Origin of the sequence: Streptomyces sp. RGM 3693 (assembly GCF_050471125.1) — a bacterium.
In the GTDB taxonomy this organism is placed as follows: Bacteria; Actinomycetota; Actinomycetes; order Streptomycetales; family Streptomycetaceae; genus Streptomyces.
The window spans coordinates 3,352,915-3,377,571 of sequence record NZ_JBMPPQ010000001.1 but is presented as its reverse complement, the minus strand read 5'-3'; the positions used below and the strand labels follow the sequence as shown (position 1 = coordinate 3,377,571).

The window sequence follows — 24,657 nt, the reverse complement described above, 5'->3', positions numbered from 1 at the left end:
CGTAGTTCGAGGAAGCGGAAGGAGCGTGACGCCGTGAAGTGGCGAACCTGGCCGCCCGCCCGGAAAGTCCGGGAGCCCGGGTGGCGGTTCCGGAAGGAACGCGATGTCCCGTACGGACAAAACGAAGCCCTTGTGGGTGCGCCACGCCGAGCACGGCCCACGGCCGGTCCACGATCACCGCTACGGCGTCTGCGACCTGCCGCCCCGACCGACGCGGGAGACCCCCGACACCCGGTGCCGGTGGGAACACCCCGGCATGCTGCTGTTCGGCCGCACCTGTTGCGCAGGATGCCATGCGCGCGGGTGCGTCAAGGAGTGGCAGGGGTTCGTCAAGGCCGGCAACCGCAAGGAGCGCTACGCGGGCCGGCGAGCGGCCCGCCGCCTTGTCGCCGTAGGGGACGACGGCTGACTGCGGAGCAGGATCGACGGGGAGCCGTCGCACCTCGTCAACGGGGAAGTGAGCCGCTGGCCGGATCGCTGCGCCGGCGGCCGCTTCACCGGTGCTGCCGGCCGGTGACTGGGCTATGGTCGCCGGCATGCGCGGCGTGCGGGTGGTGCTCATCGGAGGGACCTCGAATGTCGGCAAGTCGACGGTGGCCCAAGTGGTCGCGCAGCGGCTGCGGTTCGCCTACCGGTCGACGGACAGACTGGCCCGGCATCCGGGGCGCCCCTGGCGGACACCGGAACGGGCCGTCCCGGCGCATGTCGCCGAGCACTACGCCACGCTCCCGGTGGACGAGCTGATCGACTCCGTCCTCGATCACTATGCGCGGCTCTGGCCCCGCATCGAGGCGCTGATCACCGCCCATGCGACCGGGGCGGAGGCGGAGACGGGGCTCGTTCTGGAGGGCTCGGCGCTGTGGCCCGCCCAAGTCGCCGGGCTGACGGTCCCGCACACCGCCGCCGTATGGCTCGCCGCCGATCAGGGCGTGGTGCGCTCCCGGGTGCACGCCGGCGGCGGCTATGCGACGGCAACGGCCGAGGAACGGCACCTCATGGACAAGTTCCTGGCCCGGACCGAGCGTTACCAGGAGCTCATGCTGTCCGTCGTGCACCGCCTGGGCCTCGATCTCCTCGACGCCGGGGACGGTCGGTCGCCCGGCGAACTCGCCGACGCGGTCCTGGCGGTCGTCTCGGCACGGCCCTCGAAAGAATCGTGACAGCACTTATATAAGTGCTGTTATTGTGGTGGGATGGGTGAGGAGAGGGCGGACGGGCGAGGGACTGCGACGGGGGCCGCGGGCGATCCGAGTCGGGAGAGTCTCTGGCGGCCGTTGCGGGCGCTCCAGGAGGCGATGGATGCGGAGATCGCGCGGGTCTACTCGGAGCGTCGGATCGAGGGTCTGAAGCCGAGCTTCGTACGGGAGATGCTGCGGCTCAACGCCCACGGGCCGATGACCATCGGCGAGTTGGCGGAGTCGGTCGGCCTCACGCATTCGGCGCTCAGTCAGAAGGTGGCCGCGATGCGGGCGGCCGGCTGGGTCGAGACCGTGCCCGGTGAGGACGCGCGCAGCAAGAAGGTGACGCTCACGGCGAAGACCCGGAAGGTCATCGGGCGACTGGCGGCGGAGTGGCGGGCCACCGAGGCCGCGCTCGCCGAGATCGAGGCCGAGGTGCCGTATCCGCTCAGCAGGGTCGTCGTCGACATCGAGCAGGCACTGGAACGCAAGAGCTTCCACGACCGGATCGCGGAGAAGCTCGCCGAGGATCCCGCGTGGGAATGAGGCGCGCGCTGATCGACGTCTCGCCACTGCGTGCGTCGCCGGCCTTCCGGCGGCTGTGGGTCGGGCAGACGCTGTCCGGGTTCGGTGGCCAGATGACGGTGGTCGCCGTGATGTTCCAGGTTTGGCAGGCGACGCACAGCACCACCTGGACCGGTGCGGTCGCGCTGGCCCAGGCCGTGCCGCTCATCGCGCTGGGGCTCTTCGCCGGGGCGGTCGTCGACCGGGTGGACCGGCGGAAGTTCTATCTGGCGATGACGGCCGGACAGGCCGTTTCTTCGGTGTTGCTCGCGGTACAGGCGCTCGTCGGCGGCGTACCGGTGGTGGGGGTGGTGCTGCTGGTGGCGGTGCAGTCCTGTTTCGTGGCGGGGGGCGGGCCGGCGTCGAAGACGTTCGTTCCGGCGTTGCTGCCCCGGGAGCAGTTGGCGGCCGGGCTGGCGCTGCGGCGGATCTCCTTCCAGGGCGCGATGTTGGTCGGACCGGCGTTGGCCGGACTGGTGCTGGGTGGGCTGGGGGTCGGTGCCTGTTACGCGATCGACGCGGTCAGCTTCGCCGGGACGTTGTACGGGGCGTGCAGGCTGCCGTCGATCACCGCGGAGGGCGGGACGACGGCCCGTTCCGGGGTGCGGGGCGTCCGGGACGGGCTGGTCTTCCTGGTCCGCACACCCGTCATTCGCGGGGCGCTGCTGACGGATCTGGCAACCACCGTGTTGTCGATGCCGATCAGCCTGTTCCCGCTGGTCAACGCCGAGCGGTTCGGGGGCGATCCGCGCACGCTCGGCCTGTTCCTGTCCGCGATCGCGGTCGGCGGCATCGGTGCGTCGCTCTTCTCCGGGACGTTCACCCGGCTTCCGCGGCCCAGTCTGGTCATGCTCGGTGGGTCGGCCGCCTGGGGCCTGGCGATCACCCTGTTCGGCCTCGCGCCCGGCAGGTGGCCGGGGCTTGCCTGCCTGGTCCTGGCGGGTGCGGCGGACACCGTTTCCGTGGTGTCCCGGAACACCCTCGTCCAGGCGCACACCCCGAACGCGCTGCTGGGCCGGGTCGGCGCCGCCGAACAGATCGTGGGGCAGGCCGGTCCGGACGTCGGCAACATGCGGGGCGGGGTGGTGGCGGATGCGACGTCGGGGGTGGCGGCGCTGGTGAGTGGCGGGGTGTTGTGCGTGGTGGCGGTGGTGTGGGTGGGAGTTGCGACGCCGGGGTTGCGACGGGGTTCCACCGGTGCGGCCGACGGCGCCGATCCCGGTGACGCGGGTGACGTGGACGGCCTGCCGGCTCCGGGGTGAGGGTGGTGGAAGGGGCGGAGAGCGACAGAGGCATACTTGCCCGTCGGCGCGACGCGATCTTTCCCGCATGTGAGGAGCAGTCATGTCCGACCAATCCACCACCGAGAAGACGGCCTTCAAGACGGTCTTCGAGGTGAGCCCCGCCGTCCTGGGACAGGTACAGGCCATTGCCGACACCTTCCAGTACGCGATCGCGCCGGCAACCGTGGACTTCGACTTCGGCGAGATCAGCCGGGCCGCGAACGCCATCCCCGAAGGTTCGACCGTGAAGATCGTCCGGGGTTGGGGGCTCCAGGAGACCGCGCCCATCGGCGTCATGGTGATGTCGCTCAGGGAGGCCGTCCGCCAGGCGCTCACCCAGCCGTTCGGCAACCCCGCCTTCTGGGAGCGGACCGAGGCCGCGCTCACCGACGTCTTCGTCGGCCTGGCCGGTCAGGAGGGCCCGCACCTCTCCTTCTACGGTGACTCCCCCGACGCCACGAGCTACTACTACAACCTGCTGTTCGCGCTCCAGGACGAGGAGACCGAAGGGTACGTCTACGCCCTCGCCTTCTGCGTGAACGTGACGATCGCGCTGAGCGCGGACCAGGCCGGTGCGCTGGCGATGGACGACGTCGCCCAGTGCGCGATCCGGCTGAACGCGATGGCGGTACGGCAGCCGGTGCACGCGGCGGCCTGACGGCGGTGGTGGGGAGCGATCCCCACCACCATCCCGGCGGCACGAGGGGCCGGCGGCCCACGTCAACCGCCGTGCCCCCGCCCGGAGTTCGACGGCCAGCGTCAGGGCGCCCCGGGAGGAAACGCTGCACGGACGGCGGCACGGTGCCGGGGCCGAACCCCACGCACCCGAACCGTGCCCCCGTTGCCGAGCAGCGCGTCCGTCACCTTCAGCGGGGGACGTGGGAGATCGGCCCCACCGGGTCCTGCCGGTCCGCTGTCGGCGCCGGCAACTGCCGGTCCGCTGTCGGTGCCGGCAGGATCCGGTGGTCGTCGGGCCGGTCCGTCGACAGGCCGGCGGCGAAGCGGGGCCAGGCGAGCAGGACGATGGGGTAGATGGCGTAGCCGATGCGGGTCGCCGGGGACAGCACGATCGCCAGGATCAGGCCGAGAGCCAGCCGGTCGGCGCCGGCCACGGCGCTCCGCGGCGGGCGGAACAGGAGCGATGCGCCCACGCCCAGGGCGCTCAGCCCGATGAGTGCCACAGTGACCGTCTCGCCGTGGGGGACGAGCGTGCTGATCAGGTGCCCGAGCAAGGGACTCTGGGCGGAGGACGCCGTGGGGCCGAGGCCCAACGGGTAGAGGACGACGTTCTGGTAGAACGCGCCGCTGTCCACCAGGGCCGCGGGCAGGACGGCGCACACGGCGATCCCCAGGGATCCGACGGCGCACTTGGCCGCGGCACGCTTCCCCTTGGATACCGCGAGGACGGCGACGAGCACCGGGATGGCCGGCCAGGCGGTCCACTTCAGCGCGGCCGCCAACCCCAGGGCCAGGCCCGCGCGTCCGGCGGCGCCGCGCTGGGTGAAGGCGAGGGCCAGGCATATCAACCCGATGACCGGCGGGTCCACGCCGCCGATGGTGAGCGGGAGCGCGACGACGGGGCAGGCGATCAGCCACAGCACCCCGGTCCGGCCGGTGGTGCCGCGCGAGGTGGCGGCCTGACCGATGCTCAGGTTCCGGCCGCGCGTCAGCACCCGCACGGCCCCCGCTACGGCCACGAGAAAGCCGATCAGGAACCACAACCGGGCGCTGGTGAACGGGGTGTCGCCGAACAGCATGTGCGGTATCCCGAAGAGCGCCATACCGGGGAGGTAGGGATTGAAGTCCCGGACCACCTGCGGTGTGGGGTGGTACGGGGTACCGGAGGCGAACAGCAGGTCGGCCGCCCGTTCCACCACGCCGACTTCCATCTGCGCCTTACTGATCACCGTCAGGTACACCAGGGGGACGACCGCCGCCCCGACCACCGCGACCACGGCCGGGGTCGGCGCCCACGGCGTGGACGACTTCGCCGCGATCAGTGCGGCACAGCCGTATCCCAACGCGGCGGCCAGGCCCCATGCTTCCTGCGACGTGTCGGCGGGTGAGAGCAGCCCCACCACGAGCGCGGACACCGCGCAGACCACCAGCAGCGGCCAGTCCCACCGCCGGCCGGCGCGTGGTGACCTACCGGCGGCCGCGGTGCCCGCCTTCCGTGCGCGAACGTCCAGCAGCATCAGGCATCGGCCCTTCGCGCGGTCCGGGAGCCGAGGGCAGCCGCGCCGCACCTCTGCCGGTGGATACCGGATGCGGGCAGGCCAGGTGGGGGGAAGTTGGTGATCATGAGGCGACTATACATGCGCTGTATACCCGTCGCGTATACAGGGGTTGTATACGGAGACCGCATGCGGGCTCCGTATACGGGCTCCGCATACAGCCGTGGGTGGAGGTGGAGGTGGAGGTGGAGATGCGTGGTTCCCGACGACCGGGCGGCCCCGTTGCACGATGCCCGTTACCCGTTGGCCGTTACCCGTGGTCGTTGATCGTTGGCCGTTGTTAGTCGTTGACCATTGGTCGTTGGCCGTTGCCAGGAAGGCGCCGCCCGCCCCGGTGTTCGGGGCGGGCGGCCGGCCCGGAGGTCACACCTCCAGGGCCAGATGGATGCCTTCGTAGGCGAGCCACTGGGCGTGGGTGTGGAGGCCGTAGTGGAGCTCCGTGACGGGCTTCCAGCCGGGTGGGGGCGGAGGCCAGGCGGCGCCCTGGGAGGCGGGGCGCGCGGCGGGTCCGGGTGGGGTGAGGGGGACGGGGCGGACCGCGGTGCGCACGGCCTCGGCCAGTTCGAGGGCGGTGACCGGGGCGTCCGCCAGGCCGACCACCGGTTCCGGGGGTGGCGTGCGGAGCAGTTCCGAAAGGGCGGCGACCAGGTCGCGGGTGTGCAGGGGGCGCAGCGGTTCGGCGGGGTCGTCGAGGGTCAGCGGGAAGCTGCGCAAGGCGTCCCAGACCAGGCGGCCGATGCGCGAGTCGTGGGGGCAGCCGGGGCCGTAGAGGTCACCGAGACGGAGGGCGAACTCGGCGGCACCGATGGGGAGTTGGCGAGTGAGGGTGAGGGTGAGGGTCGGAGTGTGGTGGGTGCCGGGCGGCTCGGATTGCGGGAGGGTGAGGGCGGTGAGGTCCAGGAGTGCGGGGGCGGGGTGACCGGCCGGCCGGTGGGGCGAGGTGGTGACCCGGTGTCCGGCGTCGGCCAGCCCGCGGACGAGGTGTTCGCCGAGGGGGGTGGCGGCGCCGACCACCTCGACGTGCGGGAGATCGCTCCGGTCGGCAGCACTCCGGTCGGCAGTACTGCGGTCGGCAGTACTGCGGTCGGGGTCACTGCGACGGGGATCGGGGCGGCGGGAATCGGACCGGCGGGCAGCGCTTCGGTGGGCAGCGCTCCGGTGAGAATCGCTCCGGTGGGATGCGGACGGCTCGTCGCGGAACCGGCGGGCCGGTCGGGCGCGTTCGGCCGTCTCGTGGCCGGCTTCCAGACCGGCCAGGGTGATCCGCGCCAGTTCGTCCCGCTGCTCGGCGATCCGGTCCTCCGCCTGGGCGTAGCTGATCCCGCCGGGGCCCACGGTGGCCAGGGCTTCGGCGAGCACGGCCGGGTCCGGCAAGGCGTCCGTCGCGGCGCCCGTTGCCGGGGCCGGGCCGGAGTGGCCGTCGGGACCAGCGGTCGACGGATCGCAGCGGAGTCCGTCCCTCCGGTGGACGATTCCCATCGTGAAGGCGGTCAGCCAGGCCCCCTTGGCCGCCTCGGGGGTAGTGTCTTCGGCCATTCGCACAATGGCTGGTTGATGCCTTTCCAGGCGGACACCGGCGCCCTCCAGGTACTGCTCGCAGTCGAGATGAAGCCAGCGGCCGCTGCCCTGGGCGAGCCCGTCGCCGGGGTCGTCGACGCGTACTGCGCATTGCGCCACGCCCTGTTTGAAGAACGGCAGCACCCGCAGGCCGGTCAGCCGCGACCCTTCGCGCCCGGGAACGTCCTGAGGCACGAAGCACACCGAACGGCGCGGTCCGCGGAAGGCATTGCCGGAGATGCTGCCGTGGTCCTCGTGTTCGGCGAGGCTGGGCACCGAAACGTATGCCGGGATTCCGTGTGCGCGTAAGTAGTGGTTCATCAGGATGTCGTCGGGCCAGCTGTCAAGATGGCGTCGGCCGAAAGCCGCAAATCCGGAGGCGACTTCCCTGGGAAGAATGATGGCCACGCAGGGGAAGTACTCGTTGACGGCGCCCACCCATCGGGCACCCGTCAGGGCACCGAAACGCACCGCGGCGCCGTTCCGGGAGTCCCAGAGCGCGAAAAGCGCGAGAGCGGCGTGCGGCATCTCGGCAATCGCCATCCGGGCACGCTCGAAGAACGTATCGGAAAGGATCATGTCGTCCTGGACGACGAGCTGATGCGTGGCGCCGTCCTCGATTGCCTCCCAGGCGCACAGTGCGGTCCGCAATACGGACGGTTTGCCGGCCGGGTCGGGGTCCATGACGACCTGCAGCGCTCCCGGTGGCGCGTCCCGCGCCAGCCGTTCCGCCGCCGCACGGCGTTTGGGGTGGGTCATCACGGCTCCACTCAGCCGATAACGCGTCATCAATTCCTCCGGTTCTCCGCTTTTCCGGCCCGCCGGGCTTTTGTGTCGGGCCGGGTCGATCCGGCACAGGTGAATCCGGACAGTACGGCGGTCCGGATGCGCGCCGCAAGACTGCCGAAATGGCGCTCTGGCCACCGGAATCGGCGCCGGACATGCTGACCGCTGGCCCACGCCGGGCCGGCTCGTGCTCCGTTATGCGGGAAGAGAGGGACCCATGCCCGGAACGGTGAACGGAAAGAAGAACGTCGGGGCGCACGACAATGCGAACGGTAATGGCGCTGCCGGAACGGGGAGTCCGGCACATGATGTCTTCGAGGAATCGGTGGAGGCGCGACTGGAGAAACTCCGGGATTCCCGGGTGGTGGTGACCGGCGGTGCCGGACTGGTCGGCAGCCGACTGGTGCGGCTATTGCGCCGGGCGGACGCCGAAGTGACGATTCTGGACCGGCTGGACGCCTATCCGGATGCGGTGCACTCCACACTGTTCGGGGTCGACCGCCTCGGAGCGAATGTGGTGGTCGGGGACATCTGCGACCGCGAAGCGGTACGCCGTGTGCTCACCGGTGCCGACTACGTGGTGCACGCCGCGGCATATGCCGACGTGGCGGCCTGCACCCGGCGGCCGGACACCGCCTTCCGGGCGAACATCCAGGGCACCGAGGTGGTGTTGGAGGAGGTCGCGGTCTCCGACGTGCGCCGGCTGGTGCTGGTGTCGTCGGCCGCGGTGTACGGGAACGGCGATGCCGCCATACGGGGACCGCAGGTCTTCCGCGAGGACCAGCAGTTGCTCCCGGTATCGGTGTACGCCAACTCCAAGCTCTGGGCGGAGCATCAGACCCGGCTGCTGCTGAGCGGACCGCACACCCCGGAGTACGCGGTGCTGCGGTACTTCTCCGTCTACGGCGATCCACAGATACCCAAGCCCGGCAGCCACTCGTGGATGGTCGCCTGGCTGTCCATGCAGGCCCGGCTGGGCCGCCCGATGCGGCTCAACGGGGGCGGAGTCCAGGTGCGGGACCTCGTCCACGTCGAGGACGTGGCCGCGGCCACCGCGCTCGCCCTCGTGGAAGAGGGAATGGCCGGGGCGACCGTCAACGTCGGTACGGGCGCGCCGACATCGGTCCGCGAGGTCGGCGAACTGATCGCCCCGCATTTCCCTCGGGCGCACTTCGTCACCACTCCGCTGCCGGAAGGCGATCCGCTGGGCGGCTATGCGGCCACCGAGCTCTGCCGTGAACTGCTGCGCTGGGCGCCGCGGATCGACGTCCGGGCGGGCGTGGAGCGGTACGTGCGTTGGCTGTCCACCACCCCGCACGCGGTGCCGTCATGGCTGACCGCCGAGCCCGCCGCATGACAACCTGCCACCACACATATGGACAAGACGCCAGGAAAGGTGACATCCAGGTGAGTTATGTCGGCTCGTACCTCTGGGAGTTGCGGCAGAAGGTGGGCAGTCGGTCGCTCCTCGTGCCCGGTGCCCAGGTCCTGCTGTTGGACGCGGCCGGCCGGGGGCTGTTCCAGCAACGTGCGGACACCGGTGTGTGGGAGCTGCCGGCCGGTGCGTGCGAGGAGGGCAGCGACTTCGCAGGGACGGCCCAGCGGGAGCTGGCGGAGGAGACCGGGCTGCGCGTGGAGCGGGGCGACCTGGAGGCGTTCGGCTCCCTGTCCGATCCCACGGTCCACACCCTGACCTATCCCAACGGCGACATCACCCACTGCTTCGCGCTCTGTTTCGTGGCGCGCCGGTGGTCCGGGGTGCTCTCCCCCGGCCGGGACGAGGTGACCCGGGCGCAGTTCCGGGTGCTGGCGGATCCGCCGGGGCCGCTGCATCCGCCCACCGCTGTGGTCCTGGAGATGTTCCGGGAGTTCAGCTCGACCGGAAGGTTCCAGGCCCGATGAACGGACCGACGACGGTGTCCGGAGCGGACGAGGGGGCGGCGATGCCCGACGCCGCCCCGACGGCGGGGCCTGCGGTGGTGCCGTGCCGGGCCTGCCTCGCCGGGGAGGACCTGGACTGGCTGGGCGGCAGGTCGGTCAGCCTGGCGCTGGACCTGATGACCTCGGTCACGGTGCGGCCGCCGGGTGCCCGGCCGTCCGGCGGTGCGGCCCCGGAGGGCGGTGCGGTACCGGACGGTGGTGCCGGTGCCTGGGCGGACGAGGTGTGGGCGTTCCTGCGCCAACGGCTGCCCGGCCTCGGTGCCCGGCCGCCGGCCGTGACCGCGCACAGCGACGCGCCGGCGGCCAGCGGACTGTCGTCGTCGACCGCGCTGATCGTGGCGCTGTTCCGGGCGTTCACCGGGGCCGCGGTGCCGGCGGCCGGGGGCGGCGGGAGCTGGCCGGTCCCGGCGCGGACGCTGGCCCAGTGGGCGTACGAGTTCGAGTTCGCGATCTTCAACGGTGGCGGGATGGATCATCTCGCGGTCATCGCCGGCGGTCTGCTGCTGCTCGACGGGCGGACCACCGGTCTGCCGGAGATCCGGCATCGGACCGCCTTCCCCGACGAGTGGGCGGTGGTCGTGCTCGACTCGGCGACCAGGAAGGACACCAGCGACCACATCCGTTCGGTGCGCGCGCAGTTGGCCGCCGGGGACGCCCGGCTCGCCGCGTACCGGGAGCGGACCGACGCGGCTTCGGCCGCGGTGTGGGAGGCCGTGCGGGGCCGTGATCTGTCCGGCCTCGGTGCGGCGATGAGCCGGGCGCACTGCGCGATGCGGGACCTCCAGGGCATGTCCACACCGCTGTTGGAGGAGCTGCGGGAGCTGGCCCTGCGCTCCGTCGGGCTCCCGTTGAAGCTCAGCGGGGCCGGTGGCGGCGGGGCGCTGGTCGGCGTCTGTCCGGCCGCCGACCAGGCCGAGGTGGTGGCGCGGCTGCGGCGGGCGCTCGGCCCGGCGCACCCCCGGGCCCGGGTGATCCCGGCCAGGGCCGCGGCGGGCCTGGCACCGGAGATCGCCGCGGCACCGACCCCGTAGGCGGGGCTCCCCGCGCCCCGCCCCTTAGATGAACGGGTCGTAGTCCGTACCGGACTCCGGTGCGGCCACCGTTCCCGCCACCGTTCCGGCCCCGATCCTGTCGAGTTCGAGGTTGGAGCGGTGGCGGGCGCAGTGGAAGCGGCAGTCCCGGCTCGGGTCGACGATGCCGCGGTCCGAGGTACGCCAGATCTCGGGAAGGCTTTCGGTCACCGCGTCCCCGATCCGGGCGCCGGCGTTCCCTCGGTGGTACGAGCAGACGTACACCCCGGACGGGGTGACCAGGGTGCGCAGTTCGGCGACCCGGCAGCGGTGGTAGTCCTTGTCCTGGACGGGCCCGACCCGGTTCCGCAGGGAGGTCAGCGTCGAGGAGTTGACGATCTCGAAGCCGTCGCCGGCCAGGACTGCGGCCTTGTCGAGCTGCTCATCCACGGAGGCGAGGATCTCGTCCGGCACCTGGATGACGTGGTGTCCGTCGTCGAACATCGCCTTGGTCTCGAAGTAGTCGCAGCCGATGTCGTGGGCGAGTTCGGCGGCCTGGAGGACCTCGTGGTGGTTGCTGACGACGGTGCCGTCCGGCTCCTGCCGGGTCATGACGAGGAACGAGTAGCCCAGGGCGCCGCGCTTGGCCTCGGCCAGCAGCCGCATGTTGCCGATGACCTTGTCGAAGACGCTGCGGCCCTTGCGGTCGGGGCGGAAGCGCCGGTACGTCTCGCTGGTGCCGGCGTCCATGGAGACCCGCACCCAGGAGGCGTAGGCGGCGAGTTCGGCGAGGTTCTGCTTGATCAGGGTGCCGTTGGTGACCACGCCGATCGCGATGCCGGCCGCACCGAGAACGCGTAGGACCTGGCGGGTGCCCCGGTGGGCGAGGGGTTCCCCGCCGCCTATCAGGACCACCGCGCGGACCTGCATCTCCACGAGTTCACCGGCCAGTTCGGCGAGCCGTTCGGGGGTGAAGCGCCCCTGGTTGAGCAGCTTTCCGCTGATGCACTCGGGGCAGGCCAGGTCGCAGAAGGTCGTCGGGTCCAGGTCCACGACCAATGGGCCGCTGGAGCGGGTCCCGGTGGCCGCTTCGAGGATCCGGGGCCAGCCGGACGGCTGGTACAGCTTGGACACCAGGTCGAGACGGTCGAACGTCACGTGTTCTCCTGCAAGGTCGGAGGTTGCGTACACCGGCGGATCGTCGGTCCGCCGGCCGAGCGCGTGCCACATGGCGCTGGGGCGGCATGCCCGGTGGGGGTGGTCGGGGGCGGGCGGCTGGTGGGCGCGGCGGCTCAACGGTGGGGGGCCGTAGCCGCGCCGGCGGCCCGTCTTCGGCGGGTCACCCTTTGACCGCACCGGTGGTCAGGCCCGCGCCGATCCGCCGCTGGACGAGGGCGAAGAAGACGGCGACGGGGAGGGCGGTGAGCGTGGCGCCGGCCATCAGTGCGCCGTAGTCGGTGCCGAAGCTGGTCTGGAAGGACACCAGCCAGATGCTGAGGGTCTGTTTGTCGTTGCTGGACAGCAGGACGTAGGCGAGGACGTACTCGTTCCACGCCTGGACCAGGGCGTAGATGGAGGTCGCCACCAGGCCCGGGGCGAGCAGCGGCAGCACGACCCGGCGGAACGCGCCGAGGCGGGTGCAGCCGTCGGTCATCGCGGCCTCCTCCAGCTCGACCGGGACGGCGGCGATGAAGCCGCGCAGCAGCCAGACGGTGAACGGCAGCATGAAGACGAGGTAGGTGAGGATCACGCCGGGCAGGCTGTCGGTCAGTCCGGCGTCGCTGAGCAGCAGGTAGATGGGGATGATCAGGCCGGCGAGCGGGATCATCTGGACGCCGAGGATGACCAGGACGAGGGCCTTGCGCCCGGCGAACGAGAAGCGGGCGAGGGCGAACGCCGCCAGGGTCCCGATCAGCAGGGAGACCAGCACGGTGCCGGCGCCGATCAGGACGCTGGAGCGGACGTTGGCCCAGAACGTGGAGGTGCTCAGGGCGCGGCGGAAGTGCTCCAGCGTCAGGTGGTCGGGCCAGAAGCGCGGCGGGTCGGCGTGGATCTCGGTGGCCGGGCGGAACGCGGTGAGCAGCATCCAGTAGAGCGGGAAGGCCATCAGTGCGCTGAAGGCGAGGCCGAGGGCGTTGGCCGCGGTGCGGCGTCGGCGGCGGACGCCGGACGCGCTCCCGGTGCCGGGGACTGTGTTCACTCGGCCGCTCCCAGGTGGACGAGCTGGCGGACGTAGACGACCGCGCCGGCCAGCAGCATCAGGACGGTGAGGACGGCGATGGCCGCGCCGACGCTGTAGCGGTTGACGGCGAAGGACTGGATGAACGAGTAGACGCCGAGCAGGTAGTACTCCTTCTCCGGTTGGCCGCCGCGCATCAGCCAGATCTCGTTGAACACCCCGAAGTCCCAGATGGCGGTGAGCGAGGTGACCAGGACGACGGACGGTTTGATCACCGGCCAGGTGACGTGCCGGAACAGCTGGCCGGGGCGGGCGCCGTCGACCAGTGCCGCCTCCTCCAGTTCGGCGGGGACCTGGCTGAGCGCGGCCTGGAGGGTCAGTGCGGCGAACGGGACGGCGCCCCAGACCACGACGCCGGTGATGACGGCGAAGCCCTGCCAGGGGTTCTCGAACCAGTTGTGCTTGCTGAAGTCGAGTCCCGGCAGCAGGCTGAGGAGCCAGTTGACGATGCCGTAGTCGGCGTCCGAGAGCCAACGGAAGATGGACGCCGCCACCATGACCGGCATGGCCCAGACGGCGACCAGGACGCCGGTCATCGTCGTCCGCACCCACCGCGCCACCCGTCGCATCAGCAGCGCCACCAGGAGCGACAGCACCATCGTGGCGGCGACGCAGGCCACGGTGAACAGGGCGGTGCGGCCGACGACGGTCCAGAAGAAGCCGTCGGAGAGGATCGAGCGGTAGTTGGCGAGCCCGGCGTAGGGCGGCGCGGCCCCGGAGAACAGTTCGCGCCGGGTCATGTCCTGGAAGGACAGCAGCACCAGGTCGACGAGCGGATAGCCGAGGACCGCGGCGAGCGCGAGCACGGTCGGCGCGATCAGCAGATACGGCAGCAGCCGCCGTCGGACGGTGTGCCGCGGACGGGTGGCCCGGTCCGTCCGTGGCCGTTGCGGCGGCCGGGCGGCGCGGGGCCGTCCCGGCAGATCCACGGTCCCCACGGCCGTCAGCGCTCGTTGATCACGGCGTCGATGCGGCGGTCCGCGGCCCGCGCGGCGTCCGGCACCGATCGTTTCCCGGTCGCGATGTCCTGGAGCATCTCCGGGAGGACGTTGGACTTCTCGACGGCTCCCCAGCCGGGGGCGAGCGGCGTCACCCAACCGTTTTCGGCGGCCTGCGCGGCCGGGCCGTTGATGCCGCCGGCGGCCACCTCCCGGAGTTGGGCGGTGTTGTTGGGCAGGGTGTCGGCGGCTATCAGACGGCGCTGTGAGGTGCGGTCGGTGAACAGCCGGATCCAGTCCTGGGCCAGGTCCTGGCGGGTGGACTTGACGGGGATGGCCAGGGTGGAGCCGCCCAGGAACGGTGGCAGGAGTTTGCCAGAGGGGCCGGGGAACGCGAACGTGGCGAACTTCCCGCGCAGCGCCGGGTCGCCGCCCGACCTGCTGTCGGTCGCGGCCTTGGCCTCCCAGGTGTTGCCGTAGAACATGCCGACCTTGCCCTGGCCGACGACGCCCGGTTCGTCGCCGTTGTCCTTGGAGCGGTCGCCCGTGTAGTAGGCGTCGAGGAGGTCCTTCCAGGCGGTGAGTCCGGCCACGGACCGGGCGGAGGAGAGCGCGCCGTGCCAGCGGCCGTCCTTGCACACCGCGATCTCGCCGCCGGCGTCCTTGACGAAGGCCATCGCCGCGTTCCAATAGCGGCCGGGCATGTAGAAGGCAGAGAAATTCTTGTCGGCGGCGCCGAATTTCGCCTTGAGTTTGTCGAGGTCGGCGTGGAGTTCGGTATAGCTGCGCGGGGCCCGGTGCACTCCGACCTGGGCGAGGAGATCGGTACGGTAGATGCCCACTCGGGCACCTACGTAATATGGGACGCAGTAGGTCTTGCCACCGTCGCGGCAGGCATCGCGGAGGGCCGGGAGCCATTCCGCGGAGTGATCGAATTTCGCTGGGTCGACGGGCGCGAAGGCGCCGTTGACTATGTAATTGGTGGTCTCACTGTTACCCATTTCGACCACATCGGGGACTTTCCGCCCGGCGAGTGCGGCGTCGATCTTCTGGTTCTTCGTGGTCCACTGCTGGTACTGCACGGTGACCTTGATCTTGGGATAGGTCTTCCGGAAGCGGTCGTTGACCTCGGCCACCAGTCCCGGCCAGCTCTCCTGGGCGTCCACGGTCAGCCAGACCGTGAGTTCCCCGGTCCGGTCCGCGGCGGCGACCGGTTTGCCGCCGCCACAGCCGGCCACCGCGCCCAGCACAACCATTGCCCCCAGGCCCGCCGCTAAACGGGAGATGCGTTCGGCCATGATCTCCTCCGTCGGGTTGTCGGAACCGGCTGTATCTACCCCGGGCGCCTCGCCTCTCACCTCGTGGAGTCTTTCCGGCCAGAAAATCCGACGGCCGGATCTGGCCGTTGGAATATTCCGCGAACAGCCGTATGCCAGGCCGGGCCATATGCTGATCTTGTGTTCGCCGCGGCAAAGCCGCCGTTGTTTTGACGCAAAAGGCGCGCTGCCCGAATGATCGGCTCTTGACGGTGCCGCCTCCGCTGCCTCAGTTTTGCTCGGGTGTCACCCACGTCCCCTATCGAAGGGTTTGCACGTGACTGAGTACGGCACGACGGCCGCAGATTCGGCCAACCGCCCGGTGCAGGTCAACTCCTGGAACGGTTGGGATCCCCTGCGGCACGTCGTCGTCGGGCGCGCCGACGACGCGGTGGTGCAGGCCCCGGAGCCGGCGGTCCGACGGGACTTCCCCGACGACGGGTTCCCGCTGGGCACCTACGGCCCGATGCCGGCCGACATGACCGCCGAGGCCAACGAGCAACTCGACGCCTTCGCCGCGATGTTGAGCCGCCGCGGCATCCGCGTCGACCGCCCCACCCCCGTCGACTTCAACCAGCAGGTCACCACCCCGGACTGGACCCAGGAGACCATGTCCGGCTGCATGCCGCCGCGCGATCTGCTGCTGACCGTGGGCAACGAGATCCTCGAAGCCACCATGTCGTACCGCAGCCGCTGGTTCGAGTACCTCTGTTACCGGCCACTGCTCCAGGACCTGTTCAAGGCCGACCCGCGCATGCGCTGGGAGGCGGCCCCCAAGCCCCGGCTGACCGACGCCACCTACAAACCGGGCTTCTGGGACACCTACAACTCCCTCCCCACGGACGTGCAGTTGGCCCGGGTGCGGGACTACGACCTCGTCCTGACCGAGGAGGAGCCGCTGTTCGACGCGGCGGACATCGCACGCTTCGGCAAGGACCTCTTCGTCCAGCTGTCGTTCGTCACCAACCGCAGTGGCTACCAATGGCTCAAACGCCACTTCCCCGACCACCGGGTGCACGCGGTGACCTCCACCAACACCCACCCGCTGCACATCGACGCCACCTGGGTGCCGCTGCGCCCCGGACTGGTGCTGCACTGCGGTGAACGGCTCGCGGACGCCGAGCTGATGGAGTTCTTCCGGCGCAACGACTGGGAGATCATCGAGGCGGTCCAGCCGGCCAGTTGGGACCACCCGCCCAAGCTGTCGTACTGCAGCCCGTGGCTGGCCGGAAACATGCTCAACCTCGATCCGAACACCCTGTGCATCGAGGAGAAGGAAGTGGCGCTCGCCGACCAACTGTCCGGCTACGGCTTCGAGATCGTGCCGGTGCCGTTCCGCGCGGTGGGCCCGTTCGGCGGTGGACTGCACTGCGCCACCTTCGACATCGAACGGGAAGGGACGCTGGAGGACTACTTCCCGCACCGCCACGGACGGTACTGAGGCCGGTGTCGGCCCCGTCACCGCCCCGCCGGCCCGCCGTCCGGGCCGTGATCTTCGATTTCTACGGCACGCTGGTGCGGCTGGTCGAGCCGCTGCCGCCCAGTCACCGGTCGTCCTTCCTCCGTCGGGGCCTGGCCGAGGCCGCCGACGCGTGGGGCGACCAGTGGGCCGTCGGCCCCCGGGACGGCGAGGAGCACACCGCGCACTCCACCAGTGAACGGGCGTATCTCGCCTGGGAGTTGGACCGGCTCCGGCGACGGGCGCTGGCCTGCGGCGTACCCGAGCCGGAGGCCGGTCCGCTGGCCGCCGAGATCGATCGGGCCATGAAGGACCTGCACCTGGCCCTCTTCGACGACGTGCCGGCGGCGCTGGCCGGGCTGCGCACCCGCGGCCTGACGGTGGCGGTCTGCTCCAACTGGTACTGGGACCTGGACCGCGCCATGGAGGACGTGGGGCTGGCCGGGCTGGTCGACGTCGCGGTCCCCTCCGCCCGCGCCGGGGCCCGCAAACCGCATCCCCTCATCTACCGGACAGTGCTGGAACGGTGCGAGATCCGCCCCGAACAGGCCCTGTTCGTCGGCGACATGTGGGAGGCGGACGTCGCGGGACCCTTGGCGTGCGGGATGCGGGCGGTGCACCTGTGGCGCCCCGACCGGGCGGTGGCGGGGACGGCCCCGCCACTCCCGGACGGGGCCGCCCGCATCCCCTCACTGGCCGCGCTCAGCGGTCTGTTGTAGCCGGGCCCGGACCGGCGAGTCGATCCAGCACGTTGCGGGTCACCCGGACCACGCCGGCGTCGAGTTCCCGGCCGCAGACCACCGACCAGTCGGTGGTCCCGGCCGTGAACACCGTGCCGCCGGCGGTGTAGAGCCCCATCGTGGCGGCGCGCGGGCTGGTGATCGCCGGTTCGCGCGCCGGGCAGTTCCAGTGCCCCCATTTCAGGTGGTGGAAGTCGTCGTGCACCGGATCGAGGAGATAGATCCCCAGGATGAGAAAGGACCCGGGCGTGCCGTCCGTCCCGGTGGCGTGCGCCACGCCGTCCGCGTCCCGGGCGAAGGCGGCGCCATCGCACTCGTAGCCGATCAGCGGCGTGCCCGCTCCCAGGGCGTCGGCCGGCCCGCCGTCGGAGCCGTCCCGCAGCCCGGTGCCCTCGTACACCCAGTGGTCCGCGTGCTGCACCCGATAGCCGTCGCGCGGCCGGTCGCCGGGCCACTCGCCCGGCCACATCCCGCCGTTGCGGAAGCTGACCCCGGTCAGGGCGTTCTCCGGTTCGCCGACGCCGTCCGGCGGGGCCAGCCACCACTGGTCGGTGGCCGGAAGGTGCGGGTACTCCGCGCCGACGTGGTGGTCGGTGTCGGAGACGAACGCGGTGTTCCCCGCCACCGGGTGGACCCGCCACCAGCAGGTGTTGGCGCTCAGGAACGCCACGTTCCCGCCGTCCCGGACGAACTCCGCGACGTGGCTGCGCATCGCCGCGCTCCAGTACTCGTCGTGGCCGACGCTGAGCAGCAGCCGGTAGGGGGCGAGCAGCTCGGGGTCCTCGTGCAGGTCGAGGTCGGTGCAGTAGTCGACGTGGTAGCCGTTGCGCTCCAGCCAGGCGATGAACGGCGCGTCCCAGTAGGCGAGGTCGATGACCCCGCCGGGCCGGTGCAGACTGAGCCGGTGGCCGCGCGGCCCGTCCGGGCCGGCCTGCTGGTGGACCGGGTTGTCGTAGAGGCTGGCGGCCCGCTGGACGTCCGCCCGGTCGGAGCGGTTGTACGCGTGCCGGGTGTACGTCGATTTCTTGTAGAGAATGCGCGCGCCGGTCGCCGCGGGCCGGGCCGGACGGACGATGAAGAACTCCCGTCCGAAACCCTCGATTCCGGAGTCGTCGAGCAGCGGTACCTGCCGGGCCCGATGCTCCGGGCCCTCGATGAAATGGGCGAGATAGATTCCCGGCGGCCAGTCCTCGGGAAGGGTGTGGTGATACGTCGGCCAATTCCAGTCCACGGCGGGCGAGGCATGCTCGGGGACGCCGTCCGGGTGTGGTGGCGGGGTGGCCGGCACCCCCGGATACGGTCCGGTTTCCGCCATGAAGGACAGGTCCTTCCCCAGGCGGTAGAAGCGGACCCAGAATTCCTCGGCGGCTGTCGACACATGAAATTCGAGACGCCGACCGACCGGCACACTCTCACGTTCCATATATCCCTCTATCACGCGCGCCATGCTAGGAGCGCGGACAAGGCACCGACAACAGAACTTCCAGCCAAGGGAGACAGCGGAAAATGGACCGAGAATTCCGGGTACGTGAACTCATGTTGGGCATCGAGGGGTTGGCGTTGCTGCGTCATGCATTGGACGCCGACGAGGACTTCCTAAAAGCCCGGAGCGAGGAAATCCAGGCGCTGGTCACCGGCCAGGAAAGCTCGCTCCCGGACGGCCGGGCCGCGCTCGACGAACTGGACGTGGCGGCCGGCTACGCCTCCTGGGCGGCCCGCTACGACTCGCTGCCCAGCTCGTACATCGAGGTCGAGGAGCCGGTGGTGCACCGGCTGCTGGACCGCGGTCCGGTGGGCACCGCCCTGGACGCGGCCTGCGGCACCGGCCGGCAGACCGCCGCCCTGGCCGCCCGCGGCTACCGCACCATCGGCGTCGACCAGTCACCGGAAATGCTGGCGCAGGCCCGCCGTAAGGTGCCCGGTGCGGAATTCCGGCGCGGTCGGCTGGAAAGCCTCCCGGTCGAGGACGAAAGCGTCGACCTCGTGGTCTGTTCCCTGGCCATGACGCATCTCCCGGACGTTTCCCCGGGGATCGCCGAACTGGCGCGGGTGCTCCGCCCCGGCGGCCGGATCATCCTCTCCGACCTGCATCCGTTCGTCATCTCCCTCCAGGGCCAGTGCGTGTTCGTCCACGGCGCGGACCAACTGGCCTTCGTCCGCAACCACGTCCATCTGCCCGGCCGCTATCTCGACGCCTTCCACGCCGCCGGGCTGACCGTACGGGAATGCCACGAACCGGTCTTCAACGGCCGGCTGGCACCGGGAGGTTACGAGGAGAGCATCGCGGACGCCGCACGGGCCGCCTGGAAAGACTTCCCGCTGGTCATCGTCTGGGCCGCGGAGAAGCCCGGAGAGCCGCAGGAGAGCACCGTATGAGCCTGGAGTTCGTGCACCATTCCCAGCGTCCGGAATTGTGGGACCGGATCACCGGGGAATTCGCCGGAGTGGTCCCCGAATACAACCTGCACGGCGACATCAACGCCGGTTTCTGGGACCGCCTGTTCACCGACTTCCCCGACCACCAGTTCCTCCTCCACGACACCGCAACGGACACCGTGCTCGGCACCGGCCGGACCCTCCCCCGTGCCTGGGACGGCACCCCCGAGGGCCTCGGCACCGGCCTCGACGCCTCCATCGCGGCGGCCTTCCACGACCACGACACCGGGGCGAAGCCGAACGCCCTCTGCGCCCTGGGCATCGAGATCGCCCCCGCCCACCAGGGCAAGGGGTACTCCACCCGCCTCCTGGACCACATGGCCCAGATGGCTCGCGCCGCCGGCCACTCCCATGTGATCATCCCGATCCGCCCCACCTGGAAGGACCGCTACCCGCTCGTCCCCATCGACCGCTACGCGTCGTGGACCCGCGCCGACGGCGCCCCGTTCGACCCGTGGATCCGCACCCAGGTGCGCCAGGGCGGGACCATCGCCGCGGCGGTGGCGGAGTCCTCCCGCATCACCGGCACCGTCGCCGAATGGGAGGCGTGGACCGGGATGGCCTTCCCCGACGACGGCCGCTACGTCTTCCCCGGCGGCCTGGCCCTCCTCGACATCGACCACTCCCGCGACCGCGGCGCCTACTGGGAACCCTGCGTCTGGATCACCCACGACGTCCGCGCCTACTGAACCTCCCCCAGCAGCTCCGCCGCCGGCCCGAGCAGCAGACCGCCGCACCGCACCGCGCTCTCCGCGTACGCCGCCATGAGCGCGGTGTGCTCCGGGATCAGGTCGGGCCGCCGCTCGGGGGGCAGCCCGGCCGGGCCGACCGTGGAGAGCGCGGCGGCCCGGACCCGGGCCGCGGCCTCACCCACCGGCCCGGCCGCCGCCCGTCGGGTCGCGTGCCGGCGCGCGGCGTCCTCGGCCTGTCGGCCCAACAGCAGGCAGTGGATCCACAGTTCGTCCGCGAAGGCGCGCCCGAAGAGACGTCCCACCGACGCCGCGGCGTCCTCGGGCCGGTGCCGCCGCACCACGTCCCACACCTGACCCGCCGTCAGGCCAGTGTTCGGCAGCGCTTCGGTCCACCGCAGGTGTCGCCGCGGATCGGCGTCGTGCTCGTGCCCCGCCGGCCGCAGGTACCCCTCGCCGTACCGCATGTACGGCAGCCAGTCCAACTCCTCCAGCACCCATCCGCGGTCCAACAGCGGACGCGCTTCCGCCGCCCCCACGGGGCACACCGCCAGCCGGATCCCCTGCGCGGCATGCCCGTTGATGCTGCTCGTCCCGATGTGCTCGACCACGGTCGGCACCGCCAGCAGCCCCGGCCGCCCCGTGGCACGCAGGAACGCCGCCATCACCTCGTCGTCATGGCGCTCGGCGCTGTCCGCGGCGAACGCCCGGAACGCGTCCGCGGTGTGCGCCGGCAGGCAGATGGCCAACGTCGGTGCGAACTCCTCCGGCACCGCCCGCACCCACCCCGCCCCGGCCAGCGCCGCCAGTCGGGCCGCGGCACCGTTCCGGGCATGCCAGTTGGTGTAGAAGATCAACGCCTCGTCCGGAAACCGCGCCACCGATCCGGCCACCAACTCCAACAGCTCAGGCGGCGCCGCCACGTCGTCCTGGACGACCAGGTGGTGCCCGGCTCCCGCCGCCCGCGCCGCCCACGCCACCAGCGCGGTTCGCAACGCGGACGGCGGGCCGTCCGGGTCCGGGTCGCGCGCCAGTCCCCCGAGCCCCAGCCGGGCGGCGAGCGCCGCGGCCTGTTCCGCGCGCACCGGGTGGGTCATCACGGCCGAACTGAGGGAAGTCGTGCTCACCGGGCCACTCCTCTCACCACGCGGAGACACCGCGCACACATCGCGATCGGGCCGCCTCATCGTGGCAGATCACCAGGCATCGCCCGCCACAGCGGCGGAGAGTGGCCGAATCCTTACGTCCGGCGTCCGGCGTCCGGCGGTTGGCGTCCGGCGGTTGGCGTCCGGTAGCTGGCGATGGCCGTTCGCCGGGCGCCAAGTGCCGGGGGCCGGACGCCGAGTGCCGGGTGCCAGGTGCCGGGTGCCGATGGGGACGGCTGGAGCGTGCGCCGTTGCGCAGCACACCCACCACGTGCGGCGTCCGGACTCCGACCGGGGCCCGCCACGTCCGCATAGCCCCAGGGGGTATCGTCGGACCGCAGTGCCGTGCGTGACGTGCAGGTGACGACACCTGTCGGCCCGTACGGAGCGAGGCGCGTGCAGCGGGAAGGGGGCAAGGGAACGTCAGCATGCGGACGCGGAGTCGGCGGGCGCGGACGGCCGCGCGGGGACGCGCGGTGCGTCACACCGCGCGCCCGCACCCGACTGCCGCGGGCTACCGGCGACCGGCGGCCCTGTGCGCCCTGCTCTGGCTGATCATTTCCGTGATCGCTCACCACAACCTGCCCGGCACCGCCCTGCCGATGTCGTCCATGGGGCAGCCGGCGACCGTGCGGGAGTCCGCGGTCCGGCCCCCGGCCGCCCTGCCCACCGCAGTGACCGCAGCAGTCCACCCCCAGCACGAGCACCACGACAGCGGCGCCCATTGTTCGTCGTACGACGTCCGGTCCGAGCAGTTCGTGTCGCCGCCACCGCTCCTCGACCATGCCCGCGCGCCCCGCCCCGCGGCCCCCTCCTGGCCCGGATCCCGCCCGGCCGGCGGACCCTCCCCACCCGATTCGGCAACCCTCTCCGTCCTACGCATTTAGGCCGACCACCCCTTCCCTCCCGTACTCGGCCTCTTTCTCCCACGGCGCACGAGCGCTGCGCCCCACGGCGCGTGCACCGAGCGCCTGGCACACCTGCGTAAGGACACCACTCCATGAACACGATCAACCGACGCTCCGTCCTGCTGGCGGGTCTGGGCGCGGCGGGTTCCGGCCTGCTCGCGGCCTGTTCCGGGGACGCCCGGGGCTCCGGCCCCACCCTGGTCAGCCCGTCCGGGGCGGCCGTGGCAGCCGCCGAGAAGCAGCGGCAGCACTCCGGCCGGGAACGCCGGGTCAGGCTCACCGCGACCGCCGGCCCCGTGGACCTGGGCGGCGGGAAGACGGTCCGGACCTGGAGCTTCGACGGTCAACTGCCGGGCAAGGAACTCCGGCTCACCGCGGGCGACACCCTCGTCGCCGAGCTCGCCAACCACCTGCCGCAGAGCACCTCCGTCCATTGGCACGGCCTCGCCCTGCGCAACGACATGGACGGCGTCCCGCCCGTCACCCAGCGGGCCGTGGCGGCCGGCGGCGCCTTCACCTACCGGTTCGTCACCGATACACCCGGGACCTACTGGTTCCATCCGCACGTCGGCGTCCAACTGGACCGCGGTCTGTACGGTCCGCTGATCGTCGAGGACCCGCACGAGCCGTTGCGGTACGACGACGAGTGGGTCGTCGTACTCGACGACTGGCTCGACGGCGTGACCGGCACCCCGGACCAGGCACTCGCCGCCCTACAGCGCGGCATGGACCACGGCCCCGCGTCCCACGGCGGGAAGGGCGGCAGGCACGGCGGCATGGATGGCATGGACGGTATGGATGGTATGGACGGCATGTCAGGCATGGGCAAGGCCACGGACATGGGCACGGACATGGACATGGGCACGGGCACGGACGCGCACATGGACATGGGTATGGATGACCCGTTCATGCTGATGGGGGCGACCAGCACCCTGTTGGGCGGCGATGCCGGTGACGTAAAGTACCCGCACTACCTGATCAACGGTCGCGTCCCGGCCGCACCCGCCACCTACCAGGGCAAGCCCGGCCGGAGACTGCGGCTGCGGATCATCAACGCCGGCGGGGACACCGCCTTCCGGGTCGCGCTCGGCGGCCACCGGCTCACCGTCACCCACACCGACGGCTATCCCGTCGTCCAGGAACCGGCCGACGCCCTCCTGATCGGCCCCGGTGAGCGGTACGACGCACTGGTCACGCTGGACGACGGCGTCTTCCCGCTCGTCGCCCTGGCCGAGGGCAAGGGGGCGGCCGGGTTGGCCCTGGTACGCACCGGCTCCGGCCACGCCCCGGCCGCCACCGTCCGGCCCAAGGAACTCAACGGCCGGATCCCGGTCGCGACCACCCTGCGGGCCACCGAGGAAGTCCGCCTGAAGGCCCGTCAGCCGGACGTCACCCACCGCATCAAGCTGACCGGCGGTATGGCGAAGTACGACTGGGCGCTGAACGGCAAGCGGTTCGACATGAACCACGCGGACGCCCATCCCTTCACCGTCGGCAGCGGCCAGCGGGTGCGCCTACAGTTCGTCAACACCACCGATATGTGGCACCCGATGCACCTGCACGGGCACACTTCCCAACTCGGTGCGAACGGTCCCCGCAAGGACACCGTCATCGTCCTGCCGGGCTCGACGGTCACCTGCGACGTCGACGCGGACAACCCGGGCCAGTGGCTGATCCACTGCCACAACGCCTACCACGGCGAGAGCGGGATGATGGGGCTACTCGCCTACGACGCCTGACCCTCGGGGGGGGGGCGGCACCGGCTTCCGTGCCGCCCCCGGCACCCGGCACCCGGCACCCGGCCGTTGTGGTCCGCCGTGGCGCAGCGCCGGGGAGTCGCGGCATTCGTCGCCGACGGGCTGATCCGCGATCTCGCCGAGGCGCGGTGCGGTGGAGTGGACGTGTTCGCCGGGGACGTTGGCGCGCCGAGCGGCGAATCCGGCCGGCCCCGCCCATGGGCGCACCGACGCGGTCCGGCCGGCCCATATGCGGGAATTCTGCGGGCTGTTCGGCGCCGGACCGAAGGACACCGGGTGGGGCGGATCCACCCGTCCCACGGCGCGGCTGGCAGTCTTGCCGGGCGCCATGCACTACGTCATCCTCGAATCCCCGTTGCTGACGGGGCGGTCCTGCCGTTCCTGGACACTGCCGCCGACTGACCCCACGGTTCCCGTCGAGGAGCCGGTCCGGCGCGTCGGGAGGCCCTAGGCCGGAAGGCCGAGACGGAGATCCGC

The 24,657-nt window shown here is 71.4% G+C and carries 22 protein-coding genes; 14 read left to right on the top strand and 8 right to left on the bottom strand.

The genetic code is table 11. The features are described from left to right. The first annotated feature begins 103 nt into the window (after positions 1–103). From ACO0M4_RS14700 to ACO0M4_RS14680, 5 genes are all read left to right on the top strand, one after another. A complete protein-coding gene (locus ACO0M4_RS14700) occupies positions 104–409 on the top strand; it encodes a hypothetical protein (protein ID WP_430370546.1) in 306 nt (101 codons plus the stop codon). Between the two features lie 127 nt (positions 410–536). Next, on the top strand, positions 537–1,160 hold the full coding sequence (locus ACO0M4_RS14695) for a hypothetical protein (RefSeq protein WP_430370544.1): 624 nt from the start codon (positions 537–539) through the stop codon (positions 1,158–1,160). A 135-nt stretch (positions 1,161–1,295) separates the two neighbouring features. Continuing rightward, complete coding sequence (locus ACO0M4_RS14690) at positions 1,296–1,724, top strand: MarR family winged helix-turn-helix transcriptional regulator (protein WP_430370542.1); 429 nt, start codon at positions 1,296–1,298, stop codon at positions 1,722–1,724. Beyond that, positions 1,721–3,004 (top strand): MFS transporter, encoded by a 1,284-nt coding sequence (locus ACO0M4_RS14685; protein WP_430371386.1) that lies wholly within the window; start codon positions 1,721–1,723, stop codon positions 3,002–3,004. Before ACO0M4_RS14690 ends, ACO0M4_RS14685 begins: the two co-directional genes overlap by 4 nt. Before the next feature lie 82 nt (positions 3,005–3,086). Further along, positions 3,087–3,683 (top strand): Type-2Aa cytolytic delta-endotoxin, encoded by a 597-nt coding sequence (locus ACO0M4_RS14680; RefSeq protein ID WP_430370541.1) that lies wholly within the window; start codon positions 3,087–3,089, stop codon positions 3,681–3,683. A gap of 208 nt (positions 3,684–3,891) precedes the next feature. Here ACO0M4_RS14680 and ACO0M4_RS14675 read toward each other — a convergent pair whose 3' ends face one another. Together ACO0M4_RS14675 and ACO0M4_RS14670 are read right to left on the bottom strand one after the other, a co-directional pair. Continuing rightward, positions 3,892–5,220: a glycosyltransferase 87 family protein gene (locus tag ACO0M4_RS14675; RefSeq protein WP_430370539.1), complete on the bottom strand. Its 1,329-nt coding sequence runs from the start codon at positions 5,218–5,220 to the stop codon at positions 3,892–3,894. A 402-nt stretch (positions 5,221–5,622) separates the two neighbouring features. Then, positions 5,623–7,575, bottom strand: coding sequence for a hypothetical protein (locus ACO0M4_RS14670; protein ID WP_430370537.1), 1,953 nt, complete (start codon positions 7,573–7,575; stop codon positions 5,623–5,625). A gap of 244 nt (positions 7,576–7,819) precedes the next feature. On the opposite strand from ACO0M4_RS14670, the gene ACO0M4_RS14665 reads away from it, so the two are divergent. From ACO0M4_RS14665 to ACO0M4_RS14655, 3 genes are read left to right on the top strand one after another with little or no spacing between them, the layout of a single operon-like run. Further along, on the top strand, positions 7,820–8,959 hold the full coding sequence (locus ACO0M4_RS14665) for an NAD-dependent epimerase/dehydratase family protein (RefSeq protein WP_430370536.1): 1,140 nt from the start codon (positions 7,820–7,822) through the stop codon (positions 8,957–8,959). A gap of 50 nt (positions 8,960–9,009) precedes the next feature. Continuing rightward, positions 9,010–9,504, top strand: coding sequence for an NUDIX domain-containing protein (locus ACO0M4_RS14660; protein ID WP_430370535.1), 495 nt, complete (start codon positions 9,010–9,012; stop codon positions 9,502–9,504). Further along, positions 9,501–10,574, top strand: coding sequence for a galactokinase (locus tag ACO0M4_RS14655; protein WP_430370533.1), 1,074 nt, complete (start codon positions 9,501–9,503; stop codon positions 10,572–10,574). Before ACO0M4_RS14660 ends, ACO0M4_RS14655 begins: the two co-directional genes overlap by 4 nt. Positions 10,575–10,598: 24 nt before the next feature. Here ACO0M4_RS14655 and ACO0M4_RS14650 read toward each other — a convergent pair whose 3' ends face one another. The 4 genes from ACO0M4_RS14650 to ACO0M4_RS14635 all read right to left on the bottom strand — a co-directional run bounded on the left by ACO0M4_RS14650 (position 10,599) and on the right by ACO0M4_RS14635 (position 15,028). Beyond that, entirely contained in the window at positions 10,599–11,711 is a 1,113-nt protein-coding gene (locus tag ACO0M4_RS14650; RefSeq protein WP_430370531.1) for a radical SAM protein, read from the bottom strand. Between the two features lie 181 nt (positions 11,712–11,892). Further along, on the bottom strand, positions 11,893–12,753 hold the full coding sequence (locus ACO0M4_RS14645) for a carbohydrate ABC transporter permease (protein ID WP_430370529.1): 861 nt from the start codon (positions 12,751–12,753) through the stop codon (positions 11,893–11,895). Next, a complete protein-coding gene (locus ACO0M4_RS14640; protein WP_430370528.1) occupies positions 12,750–13,730 on the bottom strand; it encodes a carbohydrate ABC transporter permease in 981 nt (326 codons plus the stop codon). The genes ACO0M4_RS14645 and ACO0M4_RS14640 overlap by 4 nt, the downstream gene beginning before the upstream one ends. Before the next feature lie 5 nt (positions 13,731–13,735). After that, positions 13,736–15,028 carry an extracellular solute-binding protein gene (locus ACO0M4_RS14635; protein ID WP_430370526.1) on the bottom strand — a complete coding sequence of 431 codons (1,293 nt, stop codon included), beginning with the start codon at positions 15,026–15,028 and terminating at the stop codon, positions 13,736–13,738. A 295-nt stretch (positions 15,029–15,323) separates the two neighbouring features. On the opposite strand from ACO0M4_RS14635, the gene ACO0M4_RS14630 reads away from it, so the two are divergent. Then, entirely contained in the window at positions 15,324–16,487 is a 1,164-nt protein-coding gene (locus ACO0M4_RS14630; protein WP_430370524.1) for a serine/threonine protein kinase, read from the top strand. Between the two features lie 47 nt (positions 16,488–16,534). After that, positions 16,535–17,224, top strand: a complete 690-nt coding sequence (locus ACO0M4_RS14625; protein WP_430370523.1) for an HAD family hydrolase — start codon at positions 16,535–16,537, stop codon at positions 17,222–17,224. Here the strand turns inward: ACO0M4_RS14625 and ACO0M4_RS14620 are convergent. Further along, complete coding sequence (locus ACO0M4_RS14620; RefSeq protein ID WP_430370522.1) at positions 17,208–18,668, bottom strand: N,N-dimethylformamidase beta subunit family domain-containing protein; 1,461 nt, start codon at positions 18,666–18,668, stop codon at positions 17,208–17,210. The genes ACO0M4_RS14625 and ACO0M4_RS14620 overlap by 17 nt on opposite strands. An 83-nt stretch (positions 18,669–18,751) precedes the next feature. On the opposite strand from ACO0M4_RS14620, the gene ACO0M4_RS14615 reads away from it, so the two are divergent. Beyond that, the gene (locus ACO0M4_RS14615; protein ID WP_430370521.1) at positions 18,752–19,621 is read left to right on the top strand and encodes a class I SAM-dependent methyltransferase; all 870 of its coding nucleotides are present in this window, start codon (positions 18,752–18,754) and stop codon (positions 19,619–19,621) included. Then, on the top strand, positions 19,618–20,370 hold the full coding sequence (locus tag ACO0M4_RS14610; protein WP_430370520.1) for a GNAT family N-acetyltransferase: 753 nt from the start codon (positions 19,618–19,620) through the stop codon (positions 20,368–20,370). Before ACO0M4_RS14615 ends, ACO0M4_RS14610 begins: the two co-directional genes overlap by 4 nt. On the opposite strand, the gene ACO0M4_RS14605 is transcribed toward ACO0M4_RS14610, so the two are convergent. Next, positions 20,364–21,497 carry a hypothetical protein gene (locus ACO0M4_RS14605; protein ID WP_430370519.1) on the bottom strand — a complete coding sequence of 378 codons (1,134 nt, stop codon included), beginning with the start codon at positions 21,495–21,497 and terminating at the stop codon, positions 20,364–20,366. The two genes, ACO0M4_RS14610 and ACO0M4_RS14605, sit on opposite strands and share 7 nt — an antisense overlap. 446 nt (positions 21,498–21,943) lie before the next feature. Here ACO0M4_RS14605 and ACO0M4_RS14600 point away from each other — a divergent pair, with 446 nt between their 5' ends. Both ACO0M4_RS14600 and ACO0M4_RS14595 read left to right on the top strand, forming a co-directional pair. Next, the gene (locus ACO0M4_RS14600; protein WP_430370518.1) at positions 21,944–22,402 is read left to right on the top strand and encodes a hypothetical protein; all 459 of its coding nucleotides are present in this window, start codon (positions 21,944–21,946) and stop codon (positions 22,400–22,402) included. A 113-nt stretch (positions 22,403–22,515) separates the two neighbouring features. Beyond that, positions 22,516–24,162 carry a multicopper oxidase family protein gene (locus ACO0M4_RS14595; RefSeq protein WP_430370517.1) on the top strand — a complete coding sequence of 549 codons (1,647 nt, stop codon included), beginning with the start codon at positions 22,516–22,518 and terminating at the stop codon, positions 24,160–24,162. Positions 24,163–24,657 lie beyond the last annotated feature (495 nt).